The 20338-nt window shown below is 66.4% G+C and carries 16 protein-coding genes; 11 read left to right on the plus strand and 5 right to left on the minus strand.

The genetic code is table 11. The features are described from left to right. The first annotated feature begins 109 nt into the window (after nucleotides 1-109). From J8I82_RS18625 to J8I82_RS18640, 4 genes are all read left to right on the plus strand, one after another. On the plus strand, nucleotides 110-1279 hold the full coding sequence (locus tag J8I82_RS18625) for a LysM peptidoglycan-binding domain-containing protein (protein WP_209760103.1): 1170 nt from the start codon (nucleotides 110-112) through the stop codon (nucleotides 1277-1279). Nucleotides 1280-1298: 19 nt separating this feature from the next. Beyond that, nucleotides 1299-2453, plus strand: coding sequence for a DNA-processing protein DprA (dprA, locus tag J8I82_RS18630; protein WP_284183089.1), 1155 nt, complete (start codon nucleotides 1299-1301; stop codon nucleotides 2451-2453). Nucleotides 2454-2539: 86 nt separating this feature from the next. Next, nucleotides 2540-2944 (plus strand): thioredoxin family protein, encoded by a 405-nt coding sequence (locus J8I82_RS18635; RefSeq protein ID WP_209760105.1) that lies wholly within the window; start codon nucleotides 2540-2542, stop codon nucleotides 2942-2944. A 147-nt stretch (nucleotides 2945-3091) separates the two neighbouring features. Beyond that, on the plus strand, nucleotides 3092-5794 hold the full coding sequence (locus J8I82_RS18640; protein ID WP_209760107.1) for a DNA topoisomerase III: 2703 nt from the start codon (nucleotides 3092-3094) through the stop codon (nucleotides 5792-5794). Nucleotides 5795-5852: 58 nt separating this feature from the next. Here J8I82_RS18640 and J8I82_RS18645 read toward each other — a convergent pair whose 3' ends face one another. After that, nucleotides 5853-6794, minus strand: a complete 942-nt coding sequence (locus J8I82_RS18645; RefSeq protein ID WP_209760109.1) for a LysR family transcriptional regulator — start codon at nucleotides 6792-6794, stop codon at nucleotides 5853-5855. A 198-nt stretch (nucleotides 6795-6992) separates the two neighbouring features. Between J8I82_RS18645 and J8I82_RS18650 the strand changes: the two genes are divergently transcribed. Then, complete coding sequence (locus J8I82_RS18650) at nucleotides 6993-7283, plus strand: hypothetical protein (RefSeq protein WP_209760388.1); 291 nt, start codon at nucleotides 6993-6995, stop codon at nucleotides 7281-7283. A 290-nt stretch (nucleotides 7284-7573) separates the two neighbouring features. Here J8I82_RS18650 and J8I82_RS18655 read toward each other — a convergent pair whose 3' ends face one another. The 3 genes from J8I82_RS18655 to J8I82_RS18665 all read right to left on the minus strand — a co-directional run bounded on the left by J8I82_RS18655 (nucleotide 7574) and on the right by J8I82_RS18665 (nucleotide 10540). Continuing rightward, complete coding sequence (locus J8I82_RS18655; protein ID WP_209760111.1) at nucleotides 7574-8026, minus strand: hypothetical protein; 453 nt, start codon at nucleotides 8024-8026, stop codon at nucleotides 7574-7576. 226 nt (nucleotides 8027-8252) lie between these two features. Further along, nucleotides 8253-8447, minus strand: a complete 195-nt coding sequence (locus J8I82_RS18660) for a YbdD/YjiX family protein (protein ID WP_012354346.1) — start codon at nucleotides 8445-8447, stop codon at nucleotides 8253-8255. Between the two features lie 20 nt (nucleotides 8448-8467). Then, entirely contained in the window at nucleotides 8468-10540 is a 2073-nt protein-coding gene (locus J8I82_RS18665) for a carbon starvation CstA family protein (RefSeq protein WP_209760113.1), read from the minus strand. Between the two features lie 399 nt (nucleotides 10541-10939). On the opposite strand from J8I82_RS18665, the gene J8I82_RS18670 reads away from it, so the two are divergent. Beyond that, complete coding sequence (locus J8I82_RS18670; protein ID WP_209760115.1) at nucleotides 10940-12358, plus strand: cache domain-containing protein; 1419 nt, start codon at nucleotides 10940-10942, stop codon at nucleotides 12356-12358. Next, nucleotides 12355-13029: a response regulator gene (locus J8I82_RS18675; RefSeq protein ID WP_209760117.1), complete on the plus strand. Its 675-nt coding sequence runs from the start codon at nucleotides 12355-12357 to the stop codon at nucleotides 13027-13029. The genes J8I82_RS18670 and J8I82_RS18675 overlap by 4 nt, the downstream gene beginning before the upstream one ends. A gap of 176 nt (nucleotides 13030-13205) precedes the next feature. Here J8I82_RS18675 and J8I82_RS18680 read toward each other — a convergent pair whose 3' ends face one another. Beyond that, entirely contained in the window at nucleotides 13206-15062 is a 1857-nt protein-coding gene (locus J8I82_RS18680; protein WP_209760119.1) for a phosphoenolpyruvate carboxykinase (GTP), read from the minus strand. A 521-nt stretch (nucleotides 15063-15583) separates the two neighbouring features. Here J8I82_RS18680 and J8I82_RS18685 point away from each other — a divergent pair. From J8I82_RS18685 to J8I82_RS18700, 4 genes are all read left to right on the plus strand, one after another. Next, nucleotides 15584-16609, plus strand: coding sequence for a D-2-hydroxyacid dehydrogenase family protein (locus J8I82_RS18685; protein ID WP_209760121.1), 1026 nt, complete (start codon nucleotides 15584-15586; stop codon nucleotides 16607-16609). A gap of 209 nt (nucleotides 16610-16818) precedes the next feature. Further along, on the plus strand, nucleotides 16819-18003 hold the full coding sequence (locus J8I82_RS18690) for an MFS transporter (protein ID WP_209760123.1): 1185 nt from the start codon (nucleotides 16819-16821) through the stop codon (nucleotides 18001-18003). A 174-nt stretch (nucleotides 18004-18177) separates the two neighbouring features. Then, the gene (locus J8I82_RS18695) at nucleotides 18178-18816 is read left to right on the plus strand and encodes an MOSC domain-containing protein (RefSeq protein ID WP_209760125.1); all 639 of its coding nucleotides are present in this window, start codon (nucleotides 18178-18180) and stop codon (nucleotides 18814-18816) included. Nucleotides 18817-19077: 261 nt separating this feature from the next. Beyond that, a complete protein-coding gene (locus J8I82_RS18700; RefSeq protein ID WP_209760127.1) occupies nucleotides 19078-20337 on the plus strand; it encodes an efflux RND transporter periplasmic adaptor subunit in 1260 nt (419 codons plus the stop codon). Nucleotide 20338: the final 1 nt, after the last annotated feature.

Consider the following 20338-nt stretch of genomic DNA (forward strand, 5'->3'; position numbering starts at 1 on the left):
TCGGGACTTTACATGCAGAATCGGGGCGCCAGTACAAAAAATCAAGGCGCGCCGAAGCAGGCACGCTCTCCAGGGTCAATCCGGCCGAACCACCGGCCGGTTCAGGAAAATGCGCGATCTTACCAAAGAACACCAGGCGGCGTCGGGCCGCAGGCTGCACGCGTTCATCCTCACATTGCTGAGTGCTGCCGGCATCACTGCTGCGGCGAGCCTGCCTGTCCGGGCCGCCGACCTGACGGTGACGGCGGCGCAGCAGGCCGAGGCCCAGAGGACTGCCCGCCAGGGTATCCCGATTGCCGATCTCGCCCCCAACGCGCCCTCGCAGTACACCGTGCGCAATGGCGATACGCTGTGGGGCATTTCGGGGCGATACCTGCGCCAGCCGTGGCGCTGGCCCGAGCTGTGGGGCATGAACCAGCAGCAGATCCGCAACCCGCACCTGATCTACCCCGGCCAGATCCTGTACCTGATCCAGCGCGACGGCCGCGCCTGGCTGTCGACCACCCCCGCCGGAAACGGAACAGTGCAGCTGTCGCCTCGCATGCGCGGTGGCGACGCGGACGGCGCCGCCATCCTCAGCATTTCCGCCAGCGATATCGAACCGTTCCTGATCCGCCCGCTGGTGGTCGATGAAGGCACGCTGGCAACGTCCGCGCGGATCGTCGCGGTGCCCGAATCACGGGTGTACCTGGGCCGCGACGATAGCGCCTACGCGCGCGGCATTGCCGCCGATGCGCCGGCCGGCAGCGACTGGCAGGCCTATCGGCCGGTCACGCCGGTGCGCGATCCGGTCACCAACGCCGAGCTGGGCTATGAGGCCGAGTACGAAGGCAATGTCCGCCTGGCGCGCGGCGCGCAGGGTCCCGATGCGGTGTCTACGCTGCAGGTCACGCAGGCCCAGCAGGAGATGGGCGTGGGCACGCTGCTGATGCCGCAGCCGGCGCGCGAAGCGGTGCGCTACGTGCCGCACGCGCCCGATGCCGAGGTCGATGGCCGCGTTGCCAAGGTCTATGGTGGCGTCGAATTCGGCGGTGCCAAGCAGGTGGTGGTGCTCAACGTCGGCAGCAAGGCCGGGCTCGAGCCCGGACAAGTGCTGGCGCTGTCGCGCGCCGGCGAGACCGTGAACGACCGGACCGACCAGAACCGCAGCATCCGCCTGCCCGACGAGCGTTACGGGCTCGCCTTTGTCTTCCGCGTGTTCCCCGGCGTGTCGTACGCGCTGGTGACCGACGCCTCCAACGTGATCGCGGTCGGCGACCGCGCCACCTCGCCGCGCTGAACCGGCCCTGGGGGATGGCGTGAAGGCATTGCCCCTGGCCGGCGAGACCCGGCAGGACACCACGCGCGAGCCTGCGGACGTGCTCGCATGGCTGCGGCTGGCCAACGCACCCGGGGTCGGCCCTGTGGCGGTGCGACGCCTGCTGGCGGCATTCGGGCTGCCGCAGCAGGTGCTGGCGCAAGGCGTGGCGGCGCTGTCGGCGGTGGTGCCGGCCAGGCTGGCGCGCGCCGTGCTGGCCGCGCCCGGCGCCGCGGTGTCGGCGCTGGCCGGACAAACGCTGCGCTGGCTCGACACGCCCGGCAACCACCTCGTCACGCTTGCCGACGACGCCTATCCCCGGCGCCTGTTCGACCTGGCCGATCCGCCGCCGCTGCTATATATCCAGGGCGATCCCGCCATGCTCGCCCGCCCCGCCGTGGCCATCGTCGGCGCTCGCTCGGCCACTGCGCAGGGTACGCGCGACGCGCTGACGTTCGGGCAAGGCTTGTCGGAGTCGGGTCTGACGGTGGTGTCGGGCCTGGCGCTCGGCATCGACGCGGCCGCCCATGCGGGCGGCCTGCGCGGCTGCGGCGGCACCGTGGCGGTCACCGGCACCGGGGCCGACCGCGTCTATCCTGCGCAGAATCTCTCATTGGCTCGCGAGGTGGCGCAGCGCGGCGCCATCGTCACCGAGTTCCCCCTCGGCATGCGCGGGCTGGCGGCCAATTTCCCGCGGCGCAACCGCATCATCGCAGCGCTTGCACGCGGCGTGCTGGTGGTAGAGGCGGCGGCACGCTCGGGCTCGCTGATCACGGCGCGGCTGGCAGCGGACCTCGGGCGCGAGGTGTTCGCGATCCCGGGTTCGATCCACGCGCCGCTGTCGCGCGGCTGCCACCTGCTGATCGGCCAGGGGGCGAAGCTGGTGGAATCGGTACAGGACGTGCTCGACGAACTTGGTGCTCCCGTCCCACCGCGGGCCACCACGGCCCCGGACCACGATGCCACCGGGAAGACCCAACTTTCAGAACCGGCTGATACCCTGTTGCCGGCACTCGGCTACGATCCGGTTACGCTGGATGTGCTGTGCGAGCGCAGCGGCCAGCCCCCGGAGACAGTCGCGCCGCGTCTGCTCGAGCTGGAACTGGCCGGCGTCGCCGAACGTCTACCGGGAAACCTGTTCCGGCGCCTGGGCTGAACCAGGCGCGGCAAGAGGGGCGCAGCCCCGATACCGATACAATCGCCGGCGTCCGCATGCCGCGGGCGCCTCACGAATCCGATGCCATGACCGTTTACTTTCCCGAGCGTGACGCCGCCGCCATTGCCGAATGCCTGGCCGCGCGGCCGCAGGGCCGCCTGGTGGCATGCCTGTGCGCGCAGTGGTGCGGCACCTGCCGGGATTACCTGAAGGCGCTTGAGGCACTGGCCGGGCGCCATCCGCAGGACTGTTTCGTCTGGATCGATATCGAGACCCATGCCGACGCGCTCGGCGATATCGACATCGAGAACTTCCCGACGCTGCTGGTACAGCCGGCGTCGGGCGGCGCGCCGCAGTTCTATGGCACGCTGCTGCCGCATGTCGAGGTGCTGGAACGCATGCTGACGCGCGGTGGCGCGATGCCGGCAAGCACCGAAGATATGCCGCAGGTGCTGGACTGGTTACTTGTCGGGGGCCGTGACGCCGCCTAGGCGGTGCCCACGACGGCAACCGAGCTTGCTTGCACCGCCGTCGAAACCGCGCTTATTATTGGCGCCTCATAGCCTCCCGGCGTTCTGATTACTACGTTTGCAGTGCAATAGCGGGTTGCCGGAAGCGGCTCGCAAGGACCCTTTCCCATGTCAAAAGCCCTCATCATCGCGGAAAAGCCGTCGGTCGCGGCGGATATCGCCCGTGCCCTCGGGGGGTTTACCAAGCACGACGAGTATTTCGAGAGCAACGACTACGTGCTGTCTTCGGCAGTCGGCCACCTGGTCGAGATTGCCGCCCCGGACGAATACGAGGTCAAGCGCGGCAAATGGAGCTTCGCCAACCTGCCGGTGATCCCGCCACATTTTGACCTGCGCCCGATCGCCAAGACCGAGTCGCGCCTGAAGGTGCTGAACCGCCTGATCAAGCGCAAGGACGTGACCGGGCTGATCAACGCCTGCGACGCGGGGCGCGAGGGTGAACTGATCTTCCGCCTGATCGCGCAGCAGGCCAAGGCCAAACAGCCGATCCGCCGCCTGTGGCTGCAGTCGATGACGCCGCAGGCCATCCGCGACGGCTTCGCCAGCCTGCGCGAGGACGAGGACATGCTGCCGCTGGCCGACGCCGCGCGCTGCCGCTCCGAGGCCGACTGGCTGGTCGGCATCAACGGTACGCGCGCGATGACCGCCTTCAACAGCAAAGGCGGCGGTTTTTTCCTGACCACCGTGGGCCGCGTGCAGACGCCGACGCTGTCGATCGTGGTCGAGCGCGAAGAGAAGATCAAGCACTTCGTCCCGCGCGACTACTGGGAAGTGCGCGCCGAGTTCATCGCGGCCGCGGGCCTGTACGAAGGCCGCTGGTTCGACCCCAAGTTCAAGAAGAGCGAGTTCGACCCCGAGGCGCGCGAGTCACGCCTATGGAGCGAGGCCGAGGCCAAGAGCATCGTTGCCGCCTGCCGCGACAAGCCGGGCACCGTCACCGAGGAATCCAAACCGTCGACGCAGCAGTCGCCGGCACTGTTCGACCTGACCACGCTGCAGCGCGAGGCCAACTCGCGCTTCGGCTTCTCGGCCAAGAACACGCTGGGCCTGGCGCAGGCGCTGTATGAGAAGCACAAGGTCCTGACCTACCCGCGTACCGACGCGCGCGCCCTGCCGGAGGACTACATGGACACGGTCAAACAGACCATGGACATGCTGGCCGACAGTTCGCCCAACTACCTGCCGCACGCCAAGAAGATCCTGTCGCAAGGCTGGGTGAAGCCGAACAAGAAGATCTTCGACAACAGCAAGATCAGCGACCACTTCGCCATCATCCCGACGCTGCAGGCACCCAAGAACCTGTCGGAGCCGGAGCAGAAGCTGTATGACCTGGTGGTGCGCCGCTTCCTGGCGGTGTTCTTCCCGGCCGCCGAGTTCCAGGTCACGACCCGCATCACGGAAGTTGCCGGCCACCACTTCAAGACCGAAGGCAAGGTGCTGGTCAACCCGGGCTGGCTGGTGATCTATGGCCGCGAGGCGCAAGGCGACAAGGACGCCGCCAACCTGGTGCCGGTGGCCAAGGACGAGAAGGTCAAGACCGACAAGGTCGAGAGCGTCGGCCTGACCACCAAGCCGCCCGCGCGCTACAACGAAGCCACGCTGCTGTCCGCCATGGAAGGCGCCGGCAAGCTGGTGGACGACGACGCGCTGCGCGAAGCCATGGCCGGCAAGGGCCTGGGTACCCCGGCCACGCGCGCGGCCATCATCGAAGGCCTGCTGACCGAAAAGTACCTGGTGCGCGAAGGCCGCGAACTGATCCCGACCGCCAAGGCGTTCCAGCTGATGACGCTGCTGCGCGGCCTGGGGGTACAGGAACTGACGCAGGCCGAACTGACCGGCGAGTGGGAGCACAAGCTCTCGCAGATCGAGCGCGGGCGCCTGAAGCGCGACGAGTTCATGCTCGAGATCGCGCAGATGACGCAGCAGATCGTCAAGCGCGCCAAGGAATACGACAGCGACACCATCCCGGGCGACTACGCCACGCTGGACACGCCATGCCCGCAGTGCGGCGGACAGGTCAAGGAGAACTATCGCCGCTTCGCCTGCACCGCGTGCGAATTCTCGATCAGCAAGATCCCGGGCGGGCGCCAGTTCGAGATCGAAGAAGTCGAGGAACTGCTGCTGAAGAAGGAAATCGGTCCGCTGCAGGGCTTCCGCAGCAAGATGGGCCGCCCGTTTGCCGCCATCCTCAAGCTGGGCAAGGACGACGAAGGCCATTTCAAGATGGAATTCGACTTCGGCCAGAACGATGACGAGGGCGACGGCGAGCCCGTCGACTTCAGCGGCCAGGAGCCGGTCGGCACCTGCCCCAAGTGCGGCGGCGCGGTGTTCGAGCACGGCATGAAGTATGTCTGCGAAAACAGCGTGGCCAGCCCCAAGAGCTGCGACTTCACCACCGGCAAGATCATCCTGCAGCAGGAGATCAGCCGCGAGCAGATCGGCAAGCTGCTCAATGACGGCAAGACCGACCTGCTGACCGGCTTCAAGTCGTCGCGCACCGGCCGCAACTTCAAGGCCTTCCTGGTCAAGCAGCCGGACGGCAAGATCGGCTTCGAGTTCGAGGCGCGCGAGCCCAAGCCGGGCGCCAAGACCGCGGCCAAGACGGCTTCGCGTGGCGAGGCTAAGGAGGTCGATGCCGAGCCTGCGGCGGCACCGGCCGGCAAGGCGTCTGCCAAGTCCGCGGCCACGAAGACGGCGGCCGCAAAAACGTCGACAAAAACGGCGGCGAAGAAGGCCGCCACCAAGACCGCGGCCAAAAAGGTGCCCGCCAAGAGCGCGGCGCGCAAGACCGCTGTCGAAGCCGGCGAGTGACACCGTAAAGGCAAAGGGGCCCGCAAGGGCCCCTTTTGCAATCCGGCCGCTGTGGGCCTTACGTGCTGACGCTATGCGCCGCGTGCCGTGGTTCGGCCCCCACCACCTTCCCCTTCACCTGCCCTTCTTCCAGCAGGAAGTCGATAAACGCACGGACCTTGGTCGGCAGGAATTTCCGGCTCGGGTAGACCACGCTGACGTCGCGCCGCGGCAACTGGTATTGCGGCAGCACGTGGACCAGCTTGCCTGATTCGATATTCGGCCGAGCCAGGTAGGAAGACAGCATGGCCACGCCCATATTGGCCAGCGCAGCCTGGTGCGCCAGCTCGGCGTTACTGCACAGCAGGCCCGGGCGGATCGGCACCGTCACCTCGCCCTCGGGGCCAAGCAGCGTCCACTCGTGTTCGGCGTTGGGCAGCCGCATCGCGATGCAGCGGTGGTGGCTGAGCTCGTGCGCATGGCGCAGCGGTGCATGTGCGGCCACGTAGCCGGGCGACGCGCACAGGACCACCTCTGCCGATATCAGCGGTCGCGCCACCAGGTGCGAGCCGAGGCCCAGGTCTGACAGCATCACGGCCACGTCGCGGCCTTCCTCGACGATGTCGACATTGCGGTCTGACAGCAGCACGTCGAACACCACATCCGGATAAAGCTGCTGGAAGCGCGACAGCAGTTCGGGCAGCAGGTGCAGGCCGAACATCACCGGCGTCACCAGCCGCAGCGTGCCTGACAGCGACTGGCTGCGCGCGGCGACCACGCTTTCGGCCTCTTCCACATCCTCGAGGATCTGCTGGCAGCGCTGCAGGTAGGTTTCGCCGGCGTCGGTCAGCGACAGGCTGCGGGTGGTGCGGTTCAGGAGCCGGGTGCCCAGGTGGCTTTCCAGGTCGGCGACGTAGCGGGTGACCACGGCGTTGGACATTTCCAGCTGTTGCGCTGCACGCGCGAAGCTTCCCAGTTCCACCACCTTGGAAAACACACGCATCGATTGCAGGCGATCCATGACATAGTCTCCCGATTTTGCGCTGAATCCTTACGTGATCAAGCCGTTTTATTGTTGGAATCAGAACTAATCATTGTGGATCCTGGTATTTATTGATATGAGGGAAATGCCTAATATCTAGCCATCGGATGCCGCAATGCAACAATCCATTTTCGCCGAAGTGCCGGCTGAGGCATCCAAGCTATACAGAAGGCCTGAATCATGAAAAACCGCTCCGCCCTCGTCGCTGTCGCCACCATCGCCGCCGCCCTGTCTGCCGCGCCTGCCTTTGCCAAGGCCGGCAAGTTCGACGTCTTCGCCGATGGCGCCAAGGTGGCCAAGTTCGACGTCTACACGGACGGGGCCAAGAACGGCAAGTTCAACCCGTTCACCGATGGGGCGAAGGCTGGCAAGCTCGACGCCTTCGCCGATGGCGCCCGCGCTGGCAAGTTCGACGCGTTTGCCGACGGCGCCAAGTACGAGACCGGTACCGATCGCGCGCCGCTGTAAGCGGCTCGTCCCTCCGGGGCCGCTACCGCAACAAGGCTCCTGCAAGCGCGATCCGGGGCCGCTCCTCCCCAGAGCGGCCCCTTCTGTTTCTGCCTGGTCTCCAACCGGCTTTGGGAGGGTCAAATGCCTCTCCCACTTTATTGGAGAAGAAGCCCGCAACCGGCACGCCCGGCTGCGGGCTTCTTTGTTTCGGTACGCGGCCGGTCGAGGGCCGTATGGCGATCGATTATGCCAGACGGCACAAATGAAAAACGGGCCCTTACGGCCCGTTTCTGCTCCACCACGGACGATCAGTCATCGTAGTGATGGTGGTGATGCTTGTGCTTCTTGCGCTTGTAATGGCTCTTGTAATAACGACGGTCATCGTCATACGAGTTGCTGCGCGAAATATTGCCGCCCAGCGCTGCACCGGCACCGCCGCCCAGGCCCGCGCCGATCAGGCCGCCGGTACGGCCGCCCATGGCGTTGCCGGCCGCGGTACCTGCGCCACCGCCCAGCGCGCCGCCGATGATGGCACCCGTGCGCTCGCGGCGGTTGGACGTCACGGCGCCGCCTGCGCCGCCACCCACCGCACCACCGATCACTGCGCCGGTGCTGCCACCGAGCGCACCGCCCACTGCGGCACCGGCGACGCCGCCGAGCGCGCCGCCCAGGGCGTTGTTCATGTCGCCCGCGAAGGCCGGCAGCGCGCTGGCCGCCAGGGCGAGGGCAATGGTCAGATTGCGAACGGGATGGCGAGTCATCTGTTTTGTCCTTTGAATTGCCATGATGTGTCGCAAGTGTAGAGAAGGAGCCCCACCCTTGCTGTAACCACCTGTAAAGGCCTGTAACCCGCTACAGAAACGGCGTAACCGCGCAATAAAAACGCGGTAAAAATACAACACCTAATAAAAAGACAGGCGACCATGTGATCGCCTATCTTCTTTGTCTGCACCCGGAGCAGCGCCCGGATGCATTGTCACTGCGTGCTCAGCAACACTTGCCCTGCCCGCCGCCGTACCGCGCTTCCTGGCGCTCGCGGAAGAACTCTTCGTAGCTCATCGGCGCTCGGTCCGGGTGCGTGCTCTCCATGTGCGCCACATAAGTCTGGTAGTCGGGCAATCCGACCATCAAGCGCAGCGACTGACCGAGATAACGCCCCATCGTACCCAGTTGTTCCAGCATGGCGGGCTCCTTGTCGAGTATCAGGACTGGGCCGAGGCCGTTCCCGGCAGCGGCTCGAACGGCGTTTCCTTGTCGGTCGGGCGGTTCACCGCGCGGGCCTGCATTGCGGTCTTGAAGCCGTAGAACACGATCGACAGCACCACCACCATGAACAGCGCGCACAGGCCGGCGTCGAGGTAATCGTTGAAGACGATGCGGTGCATCTGCTCCATCGACTTGGCCGGGGCCAGCACCTTGCCTTCCGCAATGGCGGCGCTGAACTTGGCGGCGTGGGTCAGGAAGCTGACCTTCGGGTCGGCGTGGAATAGCTTCTGCCAGCCAGCGGTCAGTGTGCAGATCAGCAGCCAGACGGTCGGCACCAGCGTGACCCAGGCGTACTGGCCGCGCTTCATCTTGACCAGCACGCAGGTGCCCAGCACCAGCGCCACCGCGGCCAGCATCTGGTTGGAGATGCCGAACAGCGGCCACAGCGTGTTGATGCCGCCAAGCGGATCGACCACGCCCTGGTACAGGAAGTAGCCCCAGGCCGCCACGGTCAGCGCGGTGGCGATCAGGTTGGCCGGCAGCGAGTCGGTGCGCTTCATCGACGGCACGAAGCTGCCCAGCAGGTCCTGCAGCATGAAGCGGCCGGCGCGGGTGCCCGCGTCGACGGCGGTCAGGATGAAGAGCGCCTCGAACAGGATGGCGAAGTGGTACCAGAACGCCATCATGGCCTGGCCGCCCACCACCTGGTGCAGGATGTGTGCGATGCCTACGGCCAGCGTCGGCGCGCCGCCGGCGCGCGAGATGATGGTGTTCTCGCCGACGTCCTTGGCGGTCTGCACCAGCACGTCAGGCGTGATGACAAAGCCCCAGGTCGACACGGCCTGCGCCACCGCTTCCGGCGTTGTGCCGATCACGGCGGCCGGGCTGTTCATGGCGAAGTACACGCCCGGCTCGATCACCGCGGCGGCCACCAGCGCCATGATGGCGACGAAGGACTCGGCCAGCATCGCGCCATAGCCGATGAAGCGCGCGTGTGATTCGTTCTCCAGCAGCTTGGGCGTGGTGCCCGACGAGATCAGCGCATGGAAGCCCGATACCGCGCCGCAGGCGATGGTGATGAACAGGAACGGGAACAGGTTGCCCGACCACACCGGCCCGCCGCCCTGGGCGAACTGCGTGAATGCCGGCATCTTCAGCTCCGGCGCCACGATCAGGATGCCCACTGCCAGTGCGATGATGGTGCCGATCTTCAGGAAGGTCGACAGGTAGTCGCGCGGGGCCAGCAGCAGCCACACCGGCAGCACGGCGGCGATAAAGCCGTAGATGATCAGCATCCAGGTCAGCGCCTTGCCGTCGTAGGTGAACAGCGGGGCCAGCGTGGCGCTCTCATGCACGTACTGGCCGCCGATGATGGCCAGCATCAGCAGCACGAAGCCGATCACCGATACCTCGCCGATGCGGCCCGGCCGGATGTAGCGGGTGTAGATGCCCATGAAGATGGCGATGGGAATGGTCACCGCCACGGTAAAGGTGCCCCACGGCGAGTCCGCCAGCGCCTTCACCACGATCAGGGCCAGCACCGCCAGGATGATGATCATGATCATGAAGCAGCCGAACAGCGCGATCATGCCCGGCACCGTGCCCATTTCGGACTTGACCAGGTCGCCCAGCGAGCGGCCGTCGCGGCGCGTGGAGATGAACAGCACCATGAAGTCTTGCACCGCGCCGGCGAACACCACGCCGGCCAGCAGCCACAGCATGCCCGGCATGTAGCCCATCTGGGCGGCCAGCACCGGGCCGACAAGCGGGCCGGCGCCGGCGATCGCGGCGAAGTGGTGGCCAAACAGCACCGCCTTGTTGGTCGGCACGTAGTCCAGGCCGTCGTTGTGACGCCAGGCCGGTGTCATGCGTTTCGGGTCGAGCTGCATCACCTTGTCGGCAATAAAGCGGCTGTAGTAGCGGTAGGCGATCAGGTAGATGCAGAGCGCGGCGACCACGATCCACAGCGCGCTGACGGCCTCGCCGCGCGCCAGCGCGACGGTGCCGAAGGCAAACGCGCCGAGCACGGCGACGGCCAGCCACACCAGGTGTTCTCCGATGCGATTCATAGTGAAGGTCTCCTCAGACCGGGATTTGGAAAGCCTGCGGCGGCGAAGGACTGGTAACTGGCAACGGGTGGGTGGCGGCGGGCGCGCCTGGGCGGGCAGCTGGGGCAATCCGGCGGTGAAGGTGTCTCCTGGGATCTGGCTGCTGCTCGCCCGGTTCGTGTCGTTTCCGGATCTCGTCTTGCAGGCAGGCGGTGCACCATCCGGGTAGGCCGGTGCACCAGCTGCGTGGACGCGCGCGCCTTGTTGGGGCGGCTTGCGTGTCCGGCGTGTAGTATTGACACCCGCCAAACCCCGCACAAGCGCGTAACTACGCAGCACTTATGCGTAGTACTACGCAAATCGACGGTGGCATGCCGCCCGCGCGGCATCGGTGTTTACCCCCGGTCCTCCCGGTCTTGTATGAAACTCCGTCAGAAGATCCTGTTACTCGCGGTGGCGCCCTTGGCGGTGGCCATGCTGGGTATCGCGCTTGCCGTGCGCTACCAGGCGACGCAACTGGCGCAGCACGAGCGTGCGCTGGTCGAAGCCGCGTACCTGCAAAGCAAGGAAATGGAGCTGCGCCACTACGTAGAACTGGCACAGAGCGCGATCGCTCCGATGGTGCGGTCCGGCCGCGCCGACCTGGCCACGCGGCAGGCGGCAATGGAGGCACTGGCCCGCCTCGACTATGGCCCTGACGGCTACTTCTTCTTGTACGACCTGCAGGGCCGCAACCTGATGCACCCGCGCCAGCCGGAACTGGTCGGCAAGGACTTGTGGACCATGCGCGACGCCGAGGGCACGCTACCTATCCAGAAACTGATCTCCGCCGCCAAGGCGGGAGGCGGCGCCGTGCGCTACCAGTGGAAGAAGCCATCGTCGCAACAACTTGCGCCCAAGCTTGGCTACGTCGTGGCGGTGCCGGAGTGGGGCTGGATGCTCGGTACCGGCATCTACCTCGATGACGTCGAGCGCACGCTGCGCCAACTCGATGCGCGCGCCGAGACGGACATCCGCGAGACTATGGCCTGGATCGGCGTGATTGCCGCGGTGAGCATCCTGCTGGTGGCGGCCAGCGGCCTTGCGCTCAATGTCAGCGAGCACCGGGAGGCCGACGCCAAGCTGCGCCAGCTGGCACAGCGCGTGGTGCAGTCGCAGGAAGAGGAACGCGCGCGGCTGTCGCGTGAGCTCCACGACGGCATCAGCCAGCTGCTGGTTTCGGTCAAGCTGGTGCTGGAGACCGCCACCAACCGGCTGCGGCTGGCCCCGGCAGAAGGCGCCGCGGTGGCGCCGGTGCTGGGCATGGCGCTGAACCGGCTTGACACGGTTTTCAACGAAGTGCGGCGGGTGGCGCGCAATTTGCGGCCGGCGTTGCTGGATGACCTCGGACTCTTTGCCGCGCTCCAGCACCTGGCGCGCGAGATGCAAGGCGGCAGCGGGCTGCAGATCTCGGTGATTCAATCAGGCACCCCGCGCGAGTTGCCGGACGAGCAGGCCACTGCGCTATTCCGCATTGCTCAGGAGGCGCTGACCAACGTGGAGCGCCATGCGAATGCCCGGCACGTCAGCGTGTTGCTGGCATTTGATGCTGACGCCACCAGGCTGACCGTGCGCGACGATGGCAGCGGCTTCGACGTGGCGCGCATGCAGGTCGATCCGCAGCGCGGCATCGGACTGCGCAATCTGGGCGAGCGCATCGCTGCGCTGTGTGGGCAGTTTGGCATTGTTTCCGGCATTGGCGGTACGGAGCTGGTGGCTGCCTTGCCTCTGACCAAGGCGGCGCCCCGCGTTGCCGCCGTTTCGCATGATCCTGTTTCCGATGGACCTTCGCAGTCATGAATATTTCGTTTGAGCCCATCCATGCCGAGGCGCCGGCGCGTGTCTTGCTGATCGACGACCACGCGCTGGTGCGCGACGGCATGCGCATGCATCTGGCGTTGCAGCCGGGTTTGCGGGTCGTTGGGGAAGCCGACGATGGCGAGGCGGCGCTGGCCTGGCTGGGGCATGCCGGCGAGGCTGACATGCCGGATCTTGTGATCACCGATATCGGCATGCGCGGCATGGGAGGAATTGCGCTGGCGGCGGCGTTGCATGACCGCTATCCGGAACTGGCGGTGTTGATCGTGTCGATGCACGACAACCTGGAATATGTGCGGCAGGCGGTTCGGGCTGGGGCGCGGGGTTATGTCTTGAAGGATGCGCCGGCGGATGAGTTGATCGCTGCGATACAGGCGGTGCTGGCTGGGCGGGTGTTTTATAGCGCGCGGATTGCTCGGGGCATGGCGGAACAGAACCCGGGACCGCTTGATGCGTTGACGCGGCGTGAGCGGGATATTCTTGGGTGTATTGGGCGGGGGATGGCGAATAAGGAAATTGCTGCGCAGCTGGGGGTGTCGGTGCGGACGGTGGAGACGCATCGGCTTAATCTCAAGCGGAAGCTTGGGATTGAGGGGCGGGCGGGGTTGGTGAAATATGCGGTCGAGGTGGTGGGGGAGGTTGAGGGAGGATAAAAGGCGGATAGGTTTTTGGGTTTGGTGCCTTGCGGCTATGCCGCAGCAAAACCAATATTCCAAAAGACAAATAAAAAAACGCTCGCCCAATTCGAAGGCGAGCGTTTCAAATCAAAGGAAATAGAGAATTAGAGCTAACTATTAGCTAATACCGCCACAGCGATAAAAACAAAAAATCAACCCTCAATCCGCTTACCCAAAGCCGCCCGCGTTTCCGCCAGCGCCTGCGGCAAATGATGCTTCAACTGCGTGAACAACTCATCATGCAACACCAGCTCCTTCTGCCAGGCATCGCGATCAATCGAGGTCACCTGCGCGAATTGCGCCGGCGAAAACTCAACCCCATTCCAGTTCAGGTCCTCATACCGCGGCGTCGTGCCAAACACGTGCTCGGCGCCCTGCCCCTTGCCTTCCACGCGGTCGATCATCCACGAGAGAACGCGCATGTTCTCGCCAAAGCCAGGCCACACGAAATTGCCATCGGCATCCTTGCGGAACCAGTTCACGCAATAGATCTTGGGCGGCCTGGCGCCCGAGGCTTCGAGCTTCTTGCCCAGTTCCAGCCAGTGGCCGAAGTAGTCGCTCATGTTGTAGCCGCAGAACGGCAGCATGGCGAACGGGTCGCGGCGTACCACCCCTTGCTGGCCGGCGGCCGCGGCGGTGGTTTCCGAGCCCATGGTGGCAGCCATATAGACGCCTTCGGTCCAGTTGCGCGCCTCGGTCACCAGCGGCACCGTGGTCGAACGGCGGCCGCCGAAGATGAACGCATCAATGGGTACGCCCGCCGGGTTGTCCCAGTTCTCGTCGATCGACGGACACTGCGATGCCGGGGCCGTGAAGCGCGCATTCGGGTGTGCCGCCTTGGCGCCGGTGGCCTTGGCGAGCTCCGGCGTCCAGTCCTTGCCCTGCCAGTCGACCAAATGCGCCGGCGCTTCCTTGGTCATGCCTTCCCACCACACGTCGCCGTCGTCGGTCAGCGCCACGTTGGTGAAGATGACGTTCTCCTTCAGCGTCGCCATCGCGTTGTAATTGGTCTTCTCGCTGGTGCCCGGCGCCACGCCGAAGTAGCCGGCTTCCGGGTTGATCGCGTACAGGCGGCCATCCTTGCCCGGCTTGATCCAGGCGATGTCGTCGCCGATGGTGGTGACCTTCCAGCCCTCGAAACCCTTGGGCGGAATCAGCATCGCGAAGTTGGTCTTGCCGCAGGCCGACGGGAATGCCGCGGCGACGTGGTATTTCTTGCCTTCCGGCGAGGTCACGCCCAGGATCAGCATGTGCTCGGCCAGCCAGCCTTCATCGCGGCCCATGGTCGAGGCAATGCGGAGCGCGAAGCACTTCTTGCCCAGCAGCGCATTGCCGCCGTAGCCCGAGCCGAACGACCAGATTTCACGCGTTTCCGGGAAATGGACAATGTACTTGGTCGGGTTGCACGGCCACGGCACGTCCTTCTCGCCGGCGGCGAGCGGCTTGCCGACGGTGTGCACGCACGGCACGAACTCGCCGTCGGTGCCCAGCACGTCATACACAGCGCGGCCCATGCGCGTCATGATGCGCATATTGACCGCCACGTATGGCGAATCGGACAGTTCCACGCCGATATGCGCGATCGGCGAGCCCAGCGGACCCATCGAGAATGGCACCACGTACAGCGTGCGGCCGCGCATGCAGCCTTCGAACAAGCCATTCAGCGTCTGGCGCATCTCGGCCGGTGCGGTCCAGTTGTTGGTGGGACCGGCATCTTCCTGCCGTTCCGAGCAGATAAAGGTCCGGTCTTCAACGCGTGCCACGTCCGACGGATCCGACAGCGCCAGGAAGGAATTCTTGCGCTTGGCCGGGTTCAGCCGCTTCATGGTGCCGGCGGCGACCATCTGCTCGCACAGGCGGTCGTATTCTTCCTGCGAACCGTCGCACCAGTAGATATTGTCAGGCTTGGTCAGCGCGGCGATGCCGGCGACCCAGGCCACCAGCTTGGGGTGCTTGACCCAGGCCGGGGCATTCACTGGCGCCGTGCCTTGCATCGTGGGGTGGTTCATACTGCAACTCCAGGTTTGTAAAGGGAAGAAGGGAAGGGAAACCTTGCAAAGCCTGGCCGGCGGGCGGTTGATGCGCTGCTCGCGCGGTGGACGGAATCGCTGGATCGCGGCATGGGGGTCGCCATGTCCCGATCGTCACATCCCGTTACAACTCCGCGGCGGCCCGTGTTGTGCAAAAGGTCGCGGCGGTCCCTGCGGCTGCGCTAAAGTTGCGCTTCGCCCGCGCAGGGGTAGCTGCGCGCGCCGGGCGGGCTTTGTCCAGTGGCGTTCGCATGTCGGGAGCAAAGCTCGACCGACAATCCGCGGCGGCACCGGAGCGGGCAAGGATACCACTGGCGCACCCCCCTGTTTTTTGCTGCGCAACAATTGACACCGTTGTTCCGCAAGAGATGTTCCACCTCGCGGCGGCCCGACATGCTGGCGCCGACGCTGGGTTATCCACAATACTGTTGGGCGGCGCGCGGCTCGGTTGCCGCGCGCACCAACCGGCACAAGCGCCGGAAGACAAACCAGAGTTGCCGATGAAGATTGCCGTACTCGACGATTACCAGGACGCCGTGCGCAAGCTGCCGTGCTTCAGCCTGCTGGAGGGACACGACGTCAAGGTGTTCAACAACACCGTCAAGGGCGTGGGCCAGCTGGCGGCGCGCCTGTCGGACGTGGAAGCCGTGGTGCTGATCCGCGAACGCACCCGCATTACCCGGCAACTGCTGGAAAAACTACCCAAACTGAAGCTGATCAGCCAGACCGGCAAGGTCGGCGCCGGTCCGGGCAGCCATATCGACCTGGATGCCGCCACGGACCGTGGCGTGGCGGTGCTGGAAGGCGTCGGCTCGCCGGTGGCGCCGGCCGAGCTGACATGGGCGCTGATCATGGCCGCGCAGCGGCGCATTCCGCAGTACGTGGCCAGCCTCAAGCACGGCGCGTGGCAGCAATCGGGGCTGAAATCGACCACCATGCCGCCCAACTTCGGGCTGGGCCAGGTGCTGCGCGGCCAGACGCTGGGCATCTGGGGCTACGGCAAGATCGGCCGCCTGCTGGCCGGCTTTGGCAAGGCCTTCGGCATGCGGGTGATGGTGTGGGGCCGCGAGGCCTCGCTGGAGGCGGCACGCGCCGACGGGCTGGACGTGGCCTCCTCCAAGGACCAGTTCTTTGCCGACAGCGACGTTTTGTCGCTGCACCTGCGGCTGAACGACGACACCCGCGGCATCGTCAAGCTGACCGACCTGACGCGGATGAAGCCCACCGCGCTGTTCGTCAATACCAGCCGCGCCGAGCTGCTGGAAGAGAATGCCCTGGTCACCGCGCTCAACCGCGGCCGCCCGGGCATGGCGGCGGTCGACGTGTTCGAATCCGAGCCGATCCTGCAGGGGCACGCGCTGCTGCGGATGGAAAACTGCATCTGCACGCCGCACCTGGGCTATGTCGAGCGCGACAGCTATGAGCTGTACTTCCGCACGGCGTTCCAGAACATCCTGGATGTGCTGGGCGGCAATCACGACTGCATCGTTAATCCCAAGGCGTTGACGCCGGCGCTGTCGCGCTGAGGCGCACGGTCGGCTCTCCTCTCCCGCCCGACGGAAAGGGGAGCCTGGGTCCCATGACGCGGGCTGCGGCCACGGCTGCTTGCCTTGTCAACGCGAATCTCCCAATCCCGCTACACTCAGGGACTTCCCTAACCGCCGGCCGCAATGGCCCTGGCGGCAGCCCCGACAATAACAGGCGCCCGCGCGCACCCCCACTTCCCAAGGCCGGCATGGATCCCAGGCTCGTGACGCTCTGCGTCGGCAATTTCGTCATCGGCACCGGCGCGATGATCGTGACTGGCATGTTGAACGACATTGCCGGGGACTTCGGGCTGGGCGCGGCCAGTGCCGGGCAGCTGATTTCGGTGTTCGCGCTGGCCACCTGCGTCGGCGCGCCGCTGTTCGCCACGCTGGGCTCGCGCATCGACCGCCGGCTGCTGCTGGCGGGGTCGCTGCTGGTCTATGCGGTGATGCACCTGGCGGCCGCCTTTGCGCCCAGCTTCGCGGCGCTGATGGTCATCCGCTTCCTGACGGCGATCGGCGCCGCCATCTACACGCCGCAGACCGCGGCGACGCTGCCGCTGCTGGTCAATGCGCAGACGCGCGGCCGTGCCATCAGCTTCGTCTTCCTGGGCTGGAGCGTCGCCAGCGTGGTGGGCGTGCCGCTGGGCACGTGGATCTCGACCACGCTGGGCTGGCGCGTCAGCATGGGCCTGGTGGGCGGGCTGGCGCTGCTGGTGTCGGCCGCGGTGTGGCGGGCGCTGCCACGCGGGCTGTACGTGGCGCCGGTGGGGCGCGAGGCCTGGGCTGCGGTGCTGCGCCACAAGCCGGTCATGCTGGTGGTGCTGACCACCATGGTGTCGTCGGCCGGCATGTTCACCATGTTTACCTATGTCGCGCCGCTGATGCGCGATGTTTACGGCATCAGCGGCGGCGCGCTCAGCCTGATGTTCCTGGCCTATGGCGCCTGCGGCGTGTTCGGCAATGCACTGGCCGCGTCGCGCATGGACAAGGTCACCCCGAGCCGGATCGTGCAGGTGGCCCTGCTGACCTCCGTGACCGCCATGGTGCTGTGGCCGCTGGCGGGCCTGGGCAGCGTGGCGCTGGTGCTGCTGTTCATGATGTGGGGGCTGGGCGGGTTTGCCACCAACAGTGCGCAGCAGGCCCGGCTGGTGCTGCTGGCCCCGGAGCGGGCCTCGGCCTCGATCTCGCTGAATTCTTCGTCGATCTACCTCGGGCAGGCGGCAGGTGCGATGGCAGGCGCTGGTATCTATACCCTGGCCGGAGCCGATTCGCTGCACTGGGGCGCCGCGGCGCTGATGCTGGCGGCGCTGGCGGTGTCCCAGCGCGCCCGCTCGCTGGGCTGCCAGTGGCAGCGCCCGCCGGCCCCGCAGCAGGCGCCCAACGCCAGCTGAAGCCGCGTCCCCGGGGCATCATACCCGCCGGGGACGTACCTGCCTCGCCGTGCTCACGGCGTCTTGTGAGGCACCGCACCAAGCACTTGTCCACAGCCTTATCCGCCCCCTTATCCTCAGGGATATCCGCAGCTTATCCACATTCCTTTCCACAACCACCAAGCGGGGGCGCATGTGAGCGATTCCAGACGCTGGCAAGGCGATGCACGCGTGCTGGCCGTGAGCCTTGGCAAGGCGATCCCGCTGGTCGTGGCCGGCGCCGGCACCGAGGCGGTGGTGTTGTCCGGCATCCGCAAGCATCCCGTCAGCACCCTGCTGCACCCGCTATCGGTGCAGGTGCGCCCGCAGGGACTGGCCGGCGACGAGCAGGCCGACCTGACCGTCCATGGCGGCCGGGACAAGGCGGTCTACGCCTATCCGTCCGAGCATTACCCCTGGTGGAATGCGCGCCGGCGCGCCTGCGGGCAGCCCGAATCGGCGCAGCCGCTGCCGTTCGGCGCGCTGGGCGAGAACCTGAGCATGGAAGGCCTGCTGGAGTCCGACCTGTGGATCGGCGACCTGGTGCGCGCCGGGACGGCGCTGCTGCGGGTGGAAGCGCCGCGACGGCCCTGCTACAAGTTCAATGCCGCGCTCGGCTACCGCCACGCGGTGCGCGACATGGTGCAGAGCGGCTATTCGGGCGTCTACCTCAGCGTGGTGGTGACCGGCCAGGTCCGCGCCGGCGATGCAGTCATTGTGCAGCCGGGACCACGTGAGCTGTCGGTCGACAGCGTCAATCACTGGCGCCGTGACAGCAGGCGGCAGCTTTTCTGATAATGTTTGTCTAACAATACAAGCGCCCCGCCTCATTCACATCCGGCTTTTTCCGTGGCCCGGAGCGCGTGTGCCAGCGCCTGCCGTCACGAGACCCTTACACCTCAGTAATGGACTGTAATACGCGACGCTGGCTCCGGCGGGCGAAGCGCGGTACTAGTAGAGTCTTTGCGCAACACGCGTCGGCGACATTCGATCACAACAAGCCGGCGCGGATCACGGGGAGTGGCGCAAGACGCGGTGCAGAGGGTCCACACAAATATGAAAACTGACAGGATCGACCAGCCCAAGGGGTTTGTCGACAGCAACTGGAGTGCGGCCGCCGGGACCGGGCGCGGCCGGGTATCGCCGTGGGTATTGGTCATGGCAGTGCTGGTGCTGGCCGGGCTGGGCTGGTTTGCCTGGCGTACCTGGCTGGCGCCCAAGCCGGCGCCGAAGCCGCCCGCCGCGGTGGTGGTGACCACAGCGCTGGTGCAGCAGGGTGACGTGCCGCTGCAGGTCACGGCCAATGGCAACGTCACCGCGTTGTCCACCGTCGAGGTGCGGCCGCAGGTCTCCAGCACGGTGCGCACGGTCCATATCAAGGAAGGCCAGACGGTCAAGCCGGGCGACCTGCTGTTCTCGCTGGACACGCGCATGGACGAGGCCAACCTGGCCAAGGCCGAGGCGCAGCTGCTGAAAGACCGGGCCGACCTGGCGGACGCCCGCCGCACGCTGGCGCGCAGCAAGGAACTGCTCGAGCGCAATTTCATTTCCAGGAGCGCAGTCGATACGGCGCAGGCCAAGGTCGATGGCGCCGAAGCCACCGTGCGCGCCGACCAGGCCGCCATCGAGGCCAGCCGCGTGGCGATCAGCTATGGCTCGATCCGCGCCACCATCAGCGGCCGCACCGGCGTGATCAATGCCTTCCCGGGCTCGCTGGTGCTGCCCGGCGGCGCCGTGCCAATGGTCACCATTGCGCAGGTGCAGCCGATCGCAGTGACCTTCAGCCTGCCCGAGCGCCAGCTGGCGGCACTGCGCGAGGCGCTGCAGGCCGGCCCGGTACAAGTCACCGCCCAGCCCAACGACGGCAGCAAGACCCCGGTGACCGGCAAGATCACCTTCGTGGACAACACGGTCGATCCGCAGTACGGCACCATTCGCGTCAAGGCCCAGTTCGGCAACGAAGAGCAGCGGCTGTGGCCGGGCACCTACGCCAACGTCAGCGCCGTGGTGCAGACGCTAAAAGGCGCGCTGTCGGTGCCGCCGCAGGCGGTGGTGACCGGCCCCGAAGGCCGCTTTGTCTATGTGGTGCAGCCCGACAGCAAGGTCGCGCGCGTGCCGGTGCAGGTGACCACCACCACCGCCGCCGCGGCCGTGGTGGAAGGCGTGAAGCCCGGCGCCCGTGTCGTCGTCGAAGGCACGCAGAACCTGCGCCCGGGCGCGCTGGTGCGCGAGGCGGCGGCCGGCGCCGCCTCCGGTGCGGCCGCCGCACGGCCGGCCAACGCAGGCAACGCCGCCAACGCCGCCGCGGGGCACTGAG

The organism is Cupriavidus consociatus (genome assembly GCF_017814975.1).
Classification (GTDB): domain Bacteria; phylum Pseudomonadota; class Gammaproteobacteria; order Burkholderiales; family Burkholderiaceae; genus Cupriavidus; species Cupriavidus consociatus.

Coding starts and splice junctions, on each gene's coding strand:
- J8I82_RS18625 (WP_209760103.1), top strand. CDS start 110: ATGCGCGATCTTACCAAAGAACACCAGGCGGCGTCGGGCCGCAGGCTG.
- J8I82_RS18635 (WP_209760105.1), top strand. CDS start 2,540: ATGACCGTTTACTTTCCCGAGCGTGACGCCGCCGCCATTGCCGAATGC.
- J8I82_RS18640 (WP_209760107.1), top strand. CDS start 3,092: ATGTCAAAAGCCCTCATCATCGCGGAAAAGCCGTCGGTCGCGGCGGAT.
- J8I82_RS18645 (WP_209760109.1), bottom strand. CDS start 6,794: ATGGATCGCCTGCAATCGATGCGTGTGTTTTCCAAGGTGGTGGAACTG.
- J8I82_RS18655 (WP_209760111.1), bottom strand. CDS start 8,026: ATGACTCGCCATCCCGTTCGCAATCTGACCATTGCCCTCGCCCTGGCG.
- J8I82_RS18660 (WP_012354346.1), bottom strand. CDS start 8,447: ATGCTGGAACAACTGGGTACGATGGGGCGTTATCTCGGTCAGTCGCTG.
- J8I82_RS18665 (WP_209760113.1), bottom strand. CDS start 10,540: ATGAATCGCATCGGAGAACACCTGGTGTGGCTGGCCGTCGCCGTGCTC.
- J8I82_RS18670 (WP_209760115.1), top strand. CDS start 10,940: ATGAAACTCCGTCAGAAGATCCTGTTACTCGCGGTGGCGCCCTTGGCG.
- J8I82_RS18675 (WP_209760117.1), top strand. CDS start 12,355: ATGAATATTTCGTTTGAGCCCATCCATGCCGAGGCGCCGGCGCGTGTC.
- J8I82_RS18680 (WP_209760119.1), bottom strand. CDS start 15,062: ATGAACCACCCCACGATGCAAGGCACGGCGCCAGTGAATGCCCCGGCC.
- J8I82_RS18685 (WP_209760121.1), top strand. CDS start 15,584: ATGAAGATTGCCGTACTCGACGATTACCAGGACGCCGTGCGCAAGCTG.
- J8I82_RS18690 (WP_209760123.1), top strand. CDS start 16,819: ATGGATCCCAGGCTCGTGACGCTCTGCGTCGGCAATTTCGTCATCGGC.
- J8I82_RS18700 (WP_209760127.1), top strand. CDS start 19,078: ATGAAAACTGACAGGATCGACCAGCCCAAGGGGTTTGTCGACAGCAAC.